The organism is Streptomyces sp. NPDC043427 (assembly GCF_056436655.1).
The window spans coordinates 55,798-69,372 of sequence record NZ_JBWKCC010000040.1; the positions used below are offsets into that span (position 1 = coordinate 55,798).

Genomic DNA, 13,575 nt, shown 5'->3' on the forward strand with positions numbered 1-13,575 from the left:
ACCACGCCGGACGGCGGCACGGTCGAGCTCCCGGACCTGGCGCGACGGATGTCCGCAGCTCCCAGGTGAAGTGGCTCTCCCCACGGGGATATGGCGGGACGTGGGCCTGGGCGGGATGCTGCCGAGCGGCATGGAAAACGAGAGCTGGTGGTCCCGGTCGTGCCGTCGTCGGCGTGGGCGTCGTCTACTACGGGTTGACCCGTCTGCTTCAGGACCAGCAGACACTGTCCATGGTCATCGAAGGCATCCTGCTCATCGTGGTCGTGCGCTTCGCCCCGCAGGGAGCCTGGCCCCTGATCTGCCGAGCGGTCCGGCTTCCGGCCGCGCGCCGCCGGGTCCCGCCCGCCGCGGCGGACACCGGCTCCGATGCCAGCACCCGGACTCTGGAACACGCATGACAGCGTCCGAGACTGTGTGAAGGATAGGTCGCTCACATCCGCAGGCAGCAACGGCCGGACCATGTGAACCCGGGCCTGGTCCACTGGGTCCGGAAAGCGAGCCCCCGCTGGGCGGGACGGGCGGGACGCGGGCGAAGTCGGCGGGCAGGTTCAGCCGCAGGACGCCCTCGGCGTCGACGTCGGCCAGGCCGCACGCGCCGCGGGCAATCCGGTAGGTGAACGAGACAAAGTTGGGCGGGCAGTCATCCTCGTGGGTGTGCCGGGCGGCGGGCCCGAACAGGGCCGGCTGAAGCACCCCGGCCCGCATGTGGCTTCCCACGGCCGTGACCGGCACCGGGCACTTCCAGCAGATCAACTCGCCGTTGAACTCCTGCGGCGGCCCGACCTGACCGGCCTCGACCTGTTCACTGCCCGCGATCCGGGCCCGGTGCATCCCCGCCCCTTCCCGCCGACGGCACCGCCCCGGCACCGCGTGCACGTCCCCGCCCGCGGCGCCCTGGCACTCCAAACGCCGGGCCTGGGCAATGTCGGTACGGAGAGCATCTGCGTCGCGGACGGCAGTGATGACGCCGCCGACGGTTGGGGCGATGCCGGCCGCGGCCGAGACGAGGACTGCTCGCTGGTCGACGCCATGCCTGTCCCAACGGCCAAGTGATCCATTGGAACGCCCCGGCACCCCTGTGACCTGCGGTGTACCAAAGTGCCAACTAAATCTCTGAACCCGGGCGTAGAGCTGAGGAAGGTAGTTGGCATCAGTGCAGGTCGCGAACGTTGCCTGATGCCAACTACCGATCCTGGTCACATTTGATGTGAGTGAGCCGCATCGGATATCTGATTGATCGGCCACCGGTCACGGGATGGAACACGAGTATGTCGCTGCCCACCCCCTCGTTGCAGACCTCTCGCTTTCGACTGCGTGCCTTCGAAGACGCGGACGCGAACGACCTGTTCGCGCTGCAGAGCAACGCCTACGTGTTGCGCTACTGGGACGATCCACCGTGGACCGAACGCGCGCGCCGAGAAGTTCATCACCCGTTGCCGAGAGATGGAAAAGGAAGGCACCGGGGCGCGGCTGGCCGTGGATCGTGTCTCCGACGGGGCGTTCATCGGCTGGTGCACCCTGAACAGGTGGAATCCGGACTTCCGCAGCGCGTCGCTGGGCTACTGCTTCGATGATGCAGCGTGGGACCACGGTTATGCGACCGAGGCCGCGCGCGCTTTGCTGCGGTGGGCATTCGACACGCTGGACCTGAATCGCGTCCAGGCTGAGGCCGATACGCGCAACGTGGCTTCTGCTCGCGTGCTGGAGAAGCTCGGCTTCGTGCGTGAGGGGACGTTGCGGGAAGACTGCGTTGTCAACGGCGAGGTCTCTGACTCGTGGGTCTACGGGCTGCTCAGGCGAGAGTGGCGGCCGTCGTCCGAGCCGGCTCCCGCCCGGCTGAGTCCCATCGCCCGGCACCTGGTATCGACCACTCCCCGAACCACTGATCACTGCGCCTCATCCAAACTCAACGACGAACCGGGTAAAGGCTCACATCTCGCCCTCTCACATCTAGGACCTGGGTACGGGCCACTGTGAGAACCATGTTCCGAATCACTCTTCCGGCACAGCTTGTCTACTCGCCAGTCCGGGCTGACCGGTTGATCCCTGCCACACGGTGGAGAGGGTCACCACCGAGACACTGTTTGTCAGCAGTCGGTGCACCGGGCAGCGGCCGGCCACTGCCAGTAGCCGTTCCGACTGGGAAGGTTCAAGTTCGCCGGAGAGATGGATCTCTTTGATGATCTCTGCGTCCGAACCGAACGTGAGGTCTACGTCGACCTGATGCAACGGCCAGCTGTGCCGGTCGGCATAGGCGCGTACGGCCATTGAGGTACAAGACCCAAGCGCCGCCAGGAGCAGCTCTCCTGGGGTGGGACCTGTGTCGGAACTGACGGGCTCCGATTCATCGGATCTCAGAAGGTGGGTGCCGATCACAACGGTGCGGGCGAGGCGTCTGCCCTCGCTGACAGAAACGGTGCGCGTGGACATCAGTAAACCTCTCTGGGGAGGACAAACAATTTGCAACCTCCGCGCCCCTGGCACGGGCACGAACCTCGGCGCTACCAGTAAGACAACGCTCACCGTGCGGGTGTGACACAGATCCCCGGCAACGGGGGATCTCCTTCGCAGCGGCCGCGTCCTGTCGGTGAAAGACAGAACCGGCGGGACGTGTGGGAGCGGTCGACACCCGCGCCCGCCGGACGTCACCCGTCGGTACCGGGATGAGTGTGGGCGGTGAGCCGGGTCATGTCTCGTTCAGGAGTGGGGCGGTGGCGCTTTGCATGTCCAGATAGCGCGTCTCTTCTCCCAGAGGTACAACCGCCAAGGTGCGTTCAAGGAAGGCCTTGATCACTATCGCCGGTGCGGCGACCAGGTCTGTTGAGTCACCCGAGTGCAGAGAAATGAATACAAGCTCGGCACCTCGGATCCTGGAGGGCCAGATCTGCACGTCGCCGAAACCACTGAGCCGCCGCAGACCGGACACCAGGAGTTCGCGGCCGAATGTCCACTCGACGGACCTATCGGAGCCCACATTGAACTCCAGGCCCACTCAGAAAGGTTCGGCGCTGTCATACCGAAGATCTGTTGTCGCCTGCGGGTATTCTTGATCTTGAACTAGTCGTACGAGCGTGCGACAGGTCACCGTCTCGCATCCGACGCCCGTGCGCTCCGTGTGGACACCTTCGTGGCGGTGGCTTTCCGCATCAGCACACCCGCGATCGTCGTCGGCGTCGAAGGCGTTCCCGCTCATCAGTGTCATCCCTTCCTGTTCTTCCCGGACCGACGGGTGCTCAGCACACCCGCCCAGCGCGGCGAAGTGCGCGTCGAATGAATCGAAGAGTTCGCACCTCTGCACCGGGTCGATCGGGGTACTGCGAGTCTCGGTGCGGTCAAGCTCTGAGACATCAGTCATCCGACTATCGGAAGAGGGCGGGACGGTCGGACGCCGAAGCCTCTTGCGCCCGTGGTACCGAGCTCCGAGCCCGCAGTAGGGGCCCGCACGCCGCTGGGCCAGCCGAAGACATGTCACAACGAGCAGTATCGGCTTGTCTTCATAGGTGAAACCGAGAGGAACAGGGGACACCGTGCGTGAGATCTTGATCATCGGCGGCGGTTACGCGGGCTTCTACACTGCGTGGGGCCTGGAAAAGAAGCTACGTCGGGGCGAAGCTCGCGTCACTGTCGTGGACCCGCGTCCGTACATGACGTACCAACCCTTTCTGCCGGAGGTCGTGGTCGGCTCGATCGAGGCCCGCCACGCGGCGGTGTCACTGCGGCGGCACCTGCACCGCAGCGACTGGTAGCCGGTGCGGTGACAGAAATCCGCAACAGTGACCGCACGGTCACCGTTCGGCCGGCGAGCGGAGCGGACTACCAGTTGACGTACGACATTCTCGTCGTCACCGCGGGAGCGGTCACCCGAACGTTTCCCATACCCGGACTCAGCAACCAGGCGTTCGGCCTGAAGCATGTCGAGGAAGCCGTCGCCATCCGTGACCGGCTACTGACCTCGTTCGACCGCGCAGCAACGCTGCCTCGTGGTTTCGAACGTCGCAAACTCCTCACCGTCACCTTCGTCGGTGGCGGCTTTTCCGGTGTGGAGGGCTTCGGAGAGTTGCTCTCCCTTGCGGGCGGGCTACTGAAGCACTACCCGGAAATCGACGCGGAAGAGCTGTCCTTTCACCTGGTCGAGGCGCGCGGTCGCATTCTTCCCGAGGTCAGTGACCGGCCCGGCGCCTGGGTGGTCCGGTCCCTGGAGGAGAGAGGCGCGTCGGTTCACCTGAACTCCCAGCTTGTCTCCGCCGAGGACGGACACGTCGTCCTGTCGAACGGCGCGGAGTTCGATTCGGGACTCATCGTGTGGGCTGCCGGCAACGCGTCGAACCCGACCGTGCACAATCACACGGACCTCGCCCTCGACGACCGGGGTCTCCTCCTCGTACGTCCCGACCTCCGCGTCGGCACAGAGGCGGACACAGTGTCAGACGTGTGGGCCGCGGGCGACGACGCGGCTGTCCCCGACCTGGCGGTAGGACGATCGGGAGCGTACACCGTCCCGAACGCCCAGCACGCGGTAAGACAAGGAAAGCGCCTGGCGAAGAACATTCTGGCTACGCTGCGGGGGAAACCCACCACGAATTACGTCCACCACAGCCTCGGAGTGGTAGCGACCTTGGGATTGGGCCGCGGGGTCTTCCAGTATCGGCGTCTGGTCAGCAAGGGCTTCCCGGCATGGCTCATGCACCGCGGCTATCACGTGCTCGCCGTACCGTCATGGGAGCGCAAGGTCCGCGTGCTGGCTGTCTGGATGACCGCCGCGCTCTACGGACGTGACATCGTCTCCCTGGCCTCGGTCCAGCATCCCCGGGAGGCCTTCGTGGCTCGGGGCAACCCACGCCGGAGTGAGCAGCCCGAGGCCGCCGCCCCGTGAGCCAGCCGTTTGGGCTCCCTGGTGCGGTGACCGACGGGAGGGGGACGCGGTCTGCTCCTCCGAAACGGAGGCCGACAGCGCAAATCGACGGTGCCCTCAGCCTGTCGGCCAACCAGTCCGACAACATCGCACGGTGTTAGTGGGTATACTGATCACAACGTTCGCGACATCATGTTCGACACGGTCATCGTGAAGATGTCGCACGTTGGCACCGAGGTCTCAGAGCCGACCTGGTGCCGTGCTCCGGGTGCCGTCCTCCCCCCCCGTGGACGGTGCCCGGAGTCACGCTGACCAGGTGAGCGGCAAGGCTTGGTCGCCGGCGGTCTCAGGCCAGCTTGGCGTAGAGGCCACGCCCCGTCCGCTGGATACGAGAAGTGCCTACCAGCCGGTCCAGGGTGCTGCGGACCGCGTTGATGCTCCCGCTGTCCTTGTCGCGGCCGAGAGCCGCCGCGACATCCCGGGCCCGCACGTCGGTGTCGCCGGCCCCCTCGAAATACTCCAAAATCTGTTCGGTGAGTTTGCCGTACTTCTTGTCATCGTCACCGTCATCGTTGGCGTGAGGCCTGGGGGTACGGCTGACCGCGTTGGCTCCGGCCGGGGAGGCGGAGTCCCGCGGACCCTGCCGACTCACCGCCGGCTGCTGTTTCTGGACACCACGTGTGATGGTGGCGTCGTCCGCAGATTCCGAGGAGGGGGCTCCCTCCTGCGGGGGCACGGGTGCTGAGGGGCGACGCCGTTTCGTGGACACCGCGGCCGCCGCGTCGGCTGCCTGCGGCTGGGCACCTCCGTGCATGAGGGCTTCGAGGGCTTCGAGAGCCCGCTGTACGGAGCCGAGATGAGCGACGACCGCAGCGAGCTCCCGCTCCAGCGCCTGCTTCTGAATCTCCAGGCGGGCCAGATCCTCTTGAAGGCTCTCGGCGGTGATCTCGATATTGTGCGCCGTGTGGCTTACGGAGACCATGTGTCCTCTTGTCCTCAATACTTTTGCGTGCTCGTCAGGCACACCTCTGGTGCCGCTCGCTCGCCCCATACGATGAGACGGGTGCCCCTGAACATCATAGGCGGATCGCGTACACAGCGTCACCACCATGTACGGGACAGCCCGCAGTGGTCACTCAAACGAAAGGCGGGAACGGGGGCCGACAGCACGGTCAGTCCGGGTGGCCCGTCCGAGACAGTGGCAGTCGGTGACTGTCGGACGCCCAAGACCGTGCCTGCTCCCGGGCCGTGCGGCACTACCGAGCGGCACTGGACCGGTTCCATGAACGGAGCTTGTCCGGGTTCAGGGTGACCCAGACCTGTACGACGTGAGGTCCGGCGACGTCCAGGCTGATGACCCCGGCGACCTGGCGGTCGTAACGAACGACAAGACCGGTACGTCCATTGACGGGATGGGTGTCCAGGGTGGTGCGAGGGTGCCGGGCAAGCAGCGTCAGCAGGCTGCGGGCGACCTGCTGTCTGCCGTGGACGGGCCGGACCAGGGCCCGTATCTTGCCACCGCCGTCGAAGTAGACGGTCACGTCCGGTACCAGCAGGGACGCCAATAGCCCGACTTCCTCCGCCACGCAGGCGTCATGAACCGCGCCGGTCACCGCGTTGTGCTGCTGCGGCGTCGTGGGCCGTGCGCGCCGGTCCTGCAGACTGCGGCGTGCACGGTCGGTGAGCTGCCTGCATTCCGGCTGTGGCTGACCGCCGATGTCGGCGACTGTACTCCGCGCCGTCCCGAAAGCGTCGTTCAGTACGAGCGCCGCCTGCTCGGTCGGAGACAGAGACTCCAGCGTGTTCAGCATCACCTGATGAATTTCCTGTGACAGCATCTCGTACCGCTCCGACGCCAACTCGCCGACCGTAGGTGAATGCTCCTCGTCCGGTTGGGCAAGCCGGTCCACGCATATACCGCCGACGGTCTTCACGAGCCAAGCGCGCGGCTGCACGATCCGCGCCAGCTCATGATCGGACAGCCCGTACCACAGCCGATAGGCCTCATCGACGACGTTCTCAGGCCCTGGACCGTTGCCGAGCATCCAGTGCGCGACATCCAACAGGTGGTGCCGTTCCTCCGTCAGCTCCGCGATCGGCACCACCTGACCGACGGACTTCATGCGCATCCTTCCTCTCGGATACCACTTCAGCGGCTCCGCCGTCCCGTCGGCGGATACCTACTGTGACGAGTCCGCACCAGAGGAAGTTGAACGGCAAACAGACGGCGAGGCCCCGGTACGCGACAGAGACAGGACAGCCACAGACATTGTGACATCGGCATAACAGGCAGTGGAAGCATTGTTCACGGTAAATAATGGCTACAGTGCGCCACCGAGCCGCTCCTATGCGGCTGTCGATCGGTGGCCGACAGGCCCCCGGTGTCACATATACGCCGACCGCTCGGTCTCATCTGTCAGAGACCTGACGGGCGTCTACGACCGCAGCGGGAAACGTCTTCCAAGTGCTCAGGGCGCTTCGGAACACTGCGGTCCCGACGCAGGACAAGGCATTCGGCTCCCTTGTCCGAGAGGCTCCCGCCGTACGACGAGTGAGCCGTTGAACCCTACGCATCTCGCACCGCAGGAGGTTCTTCGTGGACTGGCATGAATCGGCGATCTGCCAAGGCACTGATCCTGATCTGTTTTTCCCTGTCGGCAATGCGAGCAGTGGCCCCACGCTCATCCAGATCGCTGAGGCGAAGGCAGTGTGCCACCGATGCCCCGTGATCGACCAGTGCCTGAGCTGGGCCCTCGACGCCGATCCGGTGGAGGGAATCTGGGGCGGCACCACAGAAGCGGAACGCCGGGCCATGAGGCGGGGCAGTGCGTCACGTGCCGGCCGGGCCGCGGCGAAGCCCGCAGCGTAATCGCGCGCGAACCGAGACGCCGTACGAGCCTGCAGACAGTGTGATCGGGCTGTCGCTCCTGGTCACCACGTCGGTTTGGGCACGGGTGTGTCACACCATCACTGGCCAACCGGTCGTAATGAGAACAGAGCATCAAAATCCGGCCAGGGACAGCGGTGGGCGAGACCCGTGACCCGTTGCCTGGGACGAGAGTCGCTGCGGGTGATCAGGAATGAGTGATGAACGATGAGCAACGAGAGCAGGCAGGCCGCACCACAGCAACGGCGAAAAGGTGAGAGCATCGCCCGTTGGGTCGGCACCCGGCTGGGCACCCGTGGCGTGACCAGGGCTGCAGCGCGAAGGGTTTTCCCTGACCACTGGTCCTTCATGTTGGGGGAAATCTGTCTCTACAGCTTCCTCGTCCTCATCGTCACAGGCGTCTACCTTTCCTTCTACTTCCATCCCTCATCAGCACCGGTGCAGTACCAGGGAAGTTACGTCCCCCTCCAGGGTCAACTGGTGTCGGAAGCGTTCAACTCGACCATGCACATCTCCTTCGATGTCCGTGGCGGGCTGCTGATCCGGCAGGCCCACCACTGGGCGGCGCTGGTGTTCGTCGCCAGCATGTTCGTGCACATGATGCGGGTCTTCTTCACCGGGGCGTTTCGCAAGCCGCGCGAGCTCAACTGGGTGTTCGGCTTTCTGCTCCTGATCCTGGGCATGTTCGGTGGCCTGACAGGCTACGACCTACCAGACGACCTCCTCTCCGGCACCGGGCTGGCAGTCGTGAACGGCACCCTCCTCTCCGTACCGATCATCGGCACCTACCTGTCGTGGTTCCTCTTCGGCGGTGAGTTCCCCGGCGATGACCTGGTGGCTCGCTTCAACATGATCCACGTCCTGGTGATCCCGGCCGCCATGCTGCTGCTGATCGTCGCCCACGTGGTCCTGACGCTGCGCCACAAGCACACCCAGTACCCCGGGCCAGGGCGTACGGAGAAGAACGTCGTCGGCCTGCCGTTCAAGGTGCACGCCGTGAAGACGGCGGCATTCGGCCTCATGGTGTGCGGATTCATCTTCGTCATCGCGGCGATCGCGCAGATCAACCCCATCTGGCAGTACGGCCCCTACCGGGCCGACCAGGTGTCGGCAGGATCGCAGCCAGACTGGTACATGGGCGTGGCCGACGGGTTGCTGCGCGTTATGCCTGGCTGGGAGATCGACGCCTGGGGCCACACCCTGGCCCTCGACAACGTCATCCCGCTGGGCGTGGGTGTCGGCCTCTTCCTCGCGCTCGGTGCCTATCCCTTCATCGAGTCGTGGGTTACCGGCGACGATCGAGAGCATCACCTCCTCGACCGCCCGCGGAACCGGCCTGTGCGTACGGCACTTGGTGCCGCGTGGCTGAGTGTTTATACCGTGGCCCTTCTCGGCGCCGCGAACGATCTGATTGCCACGCGCTTCCACGTCTCTGTCAACGCGGTGACGTGGGCCGTCCGTATCGGCCTTTTCGCCGTGCCCCTCGTCGTCTTCGCCGTGACGAAACGCTGGGCCCTCACCCTCCAGTGGCGCGACCGGGAGAAGGTGCTGCACGGTCGCGAGACCGGCGTCATCAAACGGCTTCCGCACGGCGAGTTCGTCGAGGTGCATGAACCGCTCAGCCAGGAACAGCTGCACATCCTCACGGCGCATGAGCAGGACGAACCTCTTACTGCCGCCCAGGCGGGAAGCGTGAACGGCAGCCCCACCCGGGCGCAACGGCTGCGGGTCAGGCTCAGCCGGAGCTTCTACGGGGACGGAGCCCAGATACCTAAACCCACGGTGCAGGAATACAAGGAGATCACCAGCGGTCACCGGAGCTGACATATGGAGCGCCGGCTCACCCACAGGGTCCACGGTCAGCTCGCGATCAACACGTCTCCACCGACAGCCCCAGCCGCCAATGCGAAGACGCCGTATGCCGCCAACGGCGGCCTACGGCGTCGGCATGGACACCCCCGGCGCGGCACGGTTCACAGTCCGCGCTGGTCCGCTACGGGGCCAGTGTGATGGTTGTCGGGGTTCCCTGCCACGCCATCCTTGCGTAGGGGCACAACGAGTCGGCTGTCTCGAGCAGGGGAGCCGCAATCTCGCGGTCGATGCCAGGCCACTTCACCACCAGATCAACCTGGAGCAGGTAGCCACCGTCTGCCGGATCCCGCCCGAAGGCGACTGTTGCTTCCACGGAGATCGTGGAGGGGTCGAGTTCCTCCTGCCGGGCCACCAGGCTCAGGGCTCCGTGGTAACAGGCCGCGAAGCCGGCCGCGAACAACTGCTCAGGGTTCGTGCCCTGTCCGTCCCCTCCGAGTTCGGCGGGCATGCGCAGATCGAGGTCCAAGGCTCCGTCCGACGAACGCGCCTTGCCCGAGGCCCGACCGTGTGAGACCACGCCGCCGTGGACAGTCACGGTCGTGGTGTAAATGGGAGAGAAGGACGCTCCGTCGTAGTCCTTCTCGATGGACAGATCGGGCAATCGGATCCGCTCGGTCACAGCATGACTCCGGCATCGTCGCGGTACGCGCCTACCGGTGGAATGTACTTGCGGCGGGCCGGGCTATGCGCCCAGCCGCAGGCACGGGCCGCCGTGCCGCTCATAACCATCGTCACGTTGTCACTTCCTCACGCTTCGTAGGATCCCGGATCCCGGACGACCTGTAGACCGATGAGTAACGACGCTTGTGACACGTGCCCAGCGACGATCGCCCGACTACGCGGAAGCGGTCAATCGTTCAGCGACGCCACGTAGGAAGACAGCTTGGCCGGGTTCATCACCCACATGATCCGGTCGATGCCTTCCACGGACACATCTACGGACAGCAGGGCCACAGCTGCTCCGCCGGCGGAGATGAGGACGGCCGGCCGACTGTTGGCCTCGACCCACCGGATCTCCGACTGGGGCCAGAACCGTGGCGCGAACGCGGCGAGGTACTTGGAAACGTGCACGCGTCCGAACACTGGGATCTTCGAGGCGCCGCGAGTGCCTCCACCATCGGAGTAGCTGACGACGTCTGCGGTGAGCACATCCTCGAGCACCGCGAGATCACCTGTCTGCGCAGCGGTGAGAAACACTCGCAGCAGGCGGCGGTGCTCGCTCGGGCTCACACGTTCCCGGCGCTCAGCGGCCAGGTGCTTGCGCGCACGGCTTACCAGCTGACGGGCGTTGGCCTCACTGATCTCCAAGATGCCCGCGATCTGCGGATAGGGGTAGCCGAAGGCCTCCCGCAGGACGTACGCGCCCCGCTCCACCGGGTTCAGCTTCTCCAGGAGGAACAGCACCGCCAGTTCGAGCGCCTCAGCGCGTTCCGCGCCCAGCTGAGGGTCCTGAACGGTATCGACCGGCTCGGGAAGCCACGGTCCGACGTAGGACTCCCGCCGTACCCTCGCGGACTGAGCGAGGTTGATGGCCAGACGTGTGGTGATCGTGGTGAGGAAGGCCGTCGGCTCCACCACCTTCGTGCGGTCCGTGTTCTGCCACCGCAACCACGTCTCTTGAAGAATGTCCTCCGCCTCCACTGTGCTGCCAAGCAGGCGGTAGGCGATACCGAAGAGCTGCGGACGTGCCGCGAGGAAGTTTTGTGTCGCCTGTTCGAGGGAGTTGGCGTCGTCCTCGGCGTGCATGGGTGTCCCTTCGGCTGCAACGCCACCATGTTACAAGTCGCAGAAGCCGAGTGTGTCCGCGGCTCGGGCGCACGCTTCCCGTCTTGCCGAGCGTAACGGAGTCATTGCGGGCGGGGACCGAGAGTCATCGCCAGCACGGCCGGATCCTCCCACGTCGGTTGCGGCACGAATCCGTGAGCTTCCAGATCGGTGATCATCTCCGTGCGAGATGTCGGCCACATCCAGAAGGTCTCAGTGTGCTCGCGCAGCAGGAGCCCACTCTCCCGTACCCAGTAATCGAAGCGTGTGCGGATTCGGTCCCCCTCCGCCGACAGCACCATGCGGCCTCCGTACTCGTGCCGCCCGATTCGTTGCTCCGGGAATCGACGCTCAGTCACCTCGTCGGGAAACAGCCCCGACGGCGGAAGCTGAAGGAGCAGTGAGCCACCCGGAACCAGGGCCTCGGCGAGAGCCGGCCACAGAACATGTCGGGCGGAGGGTGACAAACAGGCGATCATGTTGTGACAGATCGCGAGGTCCGCCACTTTTCGGAGCCCCGCCTCGCCGAGAGTCGTGGGATGGACGGTGACCCGAGCCCTCAGATCGGCGGGCAGCGAGGCCAGGCGCGTCATCAGCGGTGTCCGCATGGCGTGTGCGGGTTCGATGGCGTGTACGTCTACCTGAGAGGCGACAAGGCTCATCAAGGTCACACGTCCCGTGCCGGCTCCGACATCCAGTACACCGAGTCGGGCGTTTTCCACAGCGCGGCCGTAGAGACGACGCACCTGTACCGCGTCGTGCTCGGCCTGAAGGACGTCGTAGAACTCGGCGCTGACCGCGTAGTCGTCCTGGCGAACCCGGACCGGCCGTGAACTGTGTACAAGGGTGCGCATATCCAGCAAGACCAATCGTGTGCTGTACCTGTGACACTTTGCTGGAGCAGGTCAGAACCGCGTTGGGGTTTCCGGTGCAGGGGGGCACGCATGGGATCCCATGGACGTCGTGCGTCGACACGGGGTGGATCAGCACTGGCGCGACATGTACGCCGTCCGCATGGTCGGTCGGGCGCGACACGACGTCCACGGACTCGAAGAACGCACGCACGAGCGAATGGGGGATGGGGGAGCGCCGTGCCAACTCCTCCTGAGCCGCTTTCGCACGCAAGTAGCCCCCGTGCAAGGCCGGCCCCCACGACGAAGAGCGCCACGTAGTGACTTTTCCGCATGGGAAAGACGCATCGGTGAGGTCGACGACCATCTCGGCGCTGCCGTGATACGGGCACGACGTCCACCCCGCGGTCCCGGAGGCGGGCAGCAGTTCTGGAACCGGCCAGGCCGGTGGCCCCGGCAACAACTCAGCGCGCAGGGAGCACGGTGGAAGGAGAACGGGTGGCCACTCATGTCACAGATCCACGGCCTGCCCGGTCATCACTTGCACAGCGTTCATGAGCCGGGCAATGCCCCCTCTGCGACACCAGCACGACGACGCGTTGACGTGGGCGCAATCCGCTCGGTGGGGACGATCACGCGCACGCCCCGCCTGCAGTCGCCATCGCTCGCACACGCCGGTTCCTGAAGAACCGGTCGGTTCCCTAGGAGAGTGCGCCAAGGCATGAGTCCCTCCGATGTCGTGTACTGCTTGCTGACAGCGCTTTTCGTGGCCGCGGCTGTCCACGGACTGCGCCGCGGCCTGCTGTCCGGCAGAACGGGATGGCGCGCCCGTGTCGATCACCTGCTGCATGCCGCGATGGCCCTTGTCATGGCGGCGATGCCGTGGGGCTTGGCCCAAGCGGTGCCGGCGGCGGCACAGATGGGGTTCTTCGCCGCCGCCGCATTGTGGTTTCCGCTGACCGCTGTCCGCCGCCAGGAATCCGTACTCCGCGCACAGGTCAGGAGGCTGCCCCAGGCGGCGGGGATGGCGGCAATGGGCTGGATGGCATGGACGTCCCGCTCCATGGCGGGTCCGTCGCACGAGAACCTGGCCGACGGTCCTGCCCCGGCACGGCATCTCGCCCATTCCGCAGGGGATTCAGCCATCGGTGACGTGGTCGTCACGATGCTGGTGCTGTACCTCCTGGGCTGTGCGCTGCAGTCGCTGACCCGCGAGATGCCCGCGCTGCGCTCCACCGCCGACAGGAGAGACGCCGGAACTGAGAGGGATCCCTACGGCCGCTTCTGGGACGGGTCGATGGCCCTGGGGACGGTCATCATGCTGCTCATGCACCACTGAACGGACACGA

At 65.6% G+C, this 13,575-nt stretch carries 13 protein-coding genes and 2 pseudogenes; 8 read left to right on the forward strand and 7 right to left on the reverse strand.

Translation table 11 applies throughout. The features are described 5' to 3' along the window. Positions 1-173 precede the first annotated feature (173 nt). From AC067M_RS41085 to AC067M_RS41095, 3 genes and pseudogenes are all read left to right on the forward strand, one after another. Entirely contained in the window at positions 174-398 is a 225-nt protein-coding gene (locus tag AC067M_RS41085) for a hypothetical protein (RefSeq protein ID WP_478702114.1), read from the forward strand. A gap of 256 nt (positions 399-654) precedes the next feature. Next, complete coding sequence (locus AC067M_RS41090) at positions 655-1,053, forward strand: hypothetical protein (protein WP_143688290.1); 399 nt, start codon at positions 655-657, stop codon at positions 1,051-1,053. 215 nt (positions 1,054-1,268) lie between these two features. Further along, a pseudogene (locus tag AC067M_RS41095) lies at positions 1,269-1,824 on the forward strand (GNAT family N-acetyltransferase); the annotation flags it as partial. A gap of 168 nt (positions 1,825-1,992) precedes the next feature. Here the strand turns inward: AC067M_RS41095 and AC067M_RS41100 are convergent. Beyond that, a complete protein-coding gene (locus tag AC067M_RS41100) occupies positions 1,993-2,430 on the reverse strand; it encodes an OsmC family protein (RefSeq protein ID WP_478702115.1) in 438 nt (145 codons plus the stop codon). A 256-nt stretch (positions 2,431-2,686) separates the two neighbouring features. Then, positions 2,687-2,992 (reverse strand): SsgA family sporulation/cell division regulator, encoded by a 306-nt coding sequence (locus AC067M_RS41105; RefSeq protein ID WP_478702116.1) that lies wholly within the window; start codon positions 2,990-2,992, stop codon positions 2,687-2,689. 123 nt (positions 2,993-3,115) lie between these two features. On the opposite strand from AC067M_RS41105, the gene AC067M_RS41110 reads away from it, so the two are divergent. Both AC067M_RS41110 and AC067M_RS41115 read left to right on the forward strand, forming a co-directional pair. Beyond that, positions 3,116-3,274 (forward strand): hypothetical protein, encoded by a 159-nt coding sequence (locus AC067M_RS41110; RefSeq protein WP_478702117.1) that lies wholly within the window; start codon positions 3,116-3,118, stop codon positions 3,272-3,274. A gap of 253 nt (positions 3,275-3,527) precedes the next feature. Continuing rightward, a pseudogene (locus AC067M_RS41115) lies at positions 3,528-4,873 on the forward strand (NAD(P)/FAD-dependent oxidoreductase). Between the two features lie 325 nt (positions 4,874-5,198). Here AC067M_RS41115 and AC067M_RS41120 read toward each other — a convergent pair. Together AC067M_RS41120 and AC067M_RS41125 are read right to left on the reverse strand one after the other, a co-directional pair. Continuing rightward, on the reverse strand, positions 5,199-5,834 hold the full coding sequence (locus AC067M_RS41120) for a hypothetical protein (RefSeq protein WP_478702118.1): 636 nt from the start codon (positions 5,832-5,834) through the stop codon (positions 5,199-5,201). 274 nt (positions 5,835-6,108) lie between these two features. Continuing rightward, positions 6,109-6,975: a sigma-70 family RNA polymerase sigma factor family protein gene (locus tag AC067M_RS41125; RefSeq protein ID WP_478702119.1), complete on the reverse strand. Its 867-nt coding sequence runs from the start codon at positions 6,973-6,975 to the stop codon at positions 6,109-6,111. 473 nt (positions 6,976-7,448) lie between these two features. Here AC067M_RS41125 and AC067M_RS41130 point away from each other — a divergent pair, with 473 nt between their 5' ends. Together AC067M_RS41130 and qcrB are read left to right on the forward strand one after the other, a co-directional pair. Further along, positions 7,449-7,721, forward strand: a complete 273-nt coding sequence (locus tag AC067M_RS41130; RefSeq protein ID WP_079664444.1) for a WhiB family transcriptional regulator — start codon at positions 7,449-7,451, stop codon at positions 7,719-7,721. Positions 7,722-7,946: 225 nt separating this feature from the next. Further along, positions 7,947-9,563, forward strand: a complete 1,617-nt coding sequence (qcrB, locus tag AC067M_RS41135; protein ID WP_478702120.1) for a cytochrome bc1 complex cytochrome b subunit — start codon at positions 7,947-7,949, stop codon at positions 9,561-9,563. A 169-nt stretch (positions 9,564-9,732) separates the two neighbouring features. Here the strand turns inward: qcrB and AC067M_RS41140 are convergent, their stop codons facing one another. From AC067M_RS41140 to AC067M_RS41150, 3 genes are all read right to left on the reverse strand, one after another. Beyond that, on the reverse strand, positions 9,733-10,230 hold the full coding sequence (locus AC067M_RS41140) for an Ohr family peroxiredoxin (protein ID WP_079664446.1): 498 nt from the start codon (positions 10,228-10,230) through the stop codon (positions 9,733-9,735). 230 nt (positions 10,231-10,460) lie between these two features. Continuing rightward, a complete protein-coding gene (locus AC067M_RS41145; RefSeq protein WP_099938060.1) occupies positions 10,461-11,357 on the reverse strand; it encodes an RNA polymerase sigma-70 factor in 897 nt (298 codons plus the stop codon). 101 nt (positions 11,358-11,458) lie between these two features. Beyond that, positions 11,459-12,244, reverse strand: a complete 786-nt coding sequence (locus tag AC067M_RS41150; RefSeq protein WP_478702121.1) for a methyltransferase — start codon at positions 12,242-12,244, stop codon at positions 11,459-11,461. A 691-nt stretch (positions 12,245-12,935) separates the two neighbouring features. Here AC067M_RS41150 and AC067M_RS41155 point away from each other — a divergent pair. Next, positions 12,936-13,565 carry a DUF5134 domain-containing protein gene (locus AC067M_RS41155; RefSeq protein ID WP_478702122.1) on the forward strand — a complete coding sequence of 210 codons (630 nt, stop codon included), beginning with the start codon at positions 12,936-12,938 and terminating at the stop codon, positions 13,563-13,565. Positions 13,566-13,575: the final 10 nt, after the last annotated feature.

Coding starts and splice junctions, on each gene's coding strand:
- qcrB (WP_478702120.1), top strand. CDS start 7,947: ATGAGCAACGAGAGCAGGCAGGCCGCACCACAGCAACGGCGAAAAGGT.
- AC067M_RS41145 (WP_099938060.1), bottom strand. CDS start 11,357: ATGCACGCCGAGGACGACGCCAACTCCCTCGAACAGGCGACACAAAAC.
- AC067M_RS41100 (WP_478702115.1), bottom strand. CDS start 2,430: ATGTCCACGCGCACCGTTTCTGTCAGCGAGGGCAGACGCCTCGCCCGC.
- AC067M_RS41120 (WP_478702118.1), bottom strand. CDS start 5,834: ATGGTCTCCGTAAGCCACACGGCGCACAATATCGAGATCACCGCCGAG.
- AC067M_RS41125 (WP_478702119.1), bottom strand. CDS start 6,975: ATGAAGTCCGTCGGTCAGGTGGTGCCGATCGCGGAGCTGACGGAGGAA.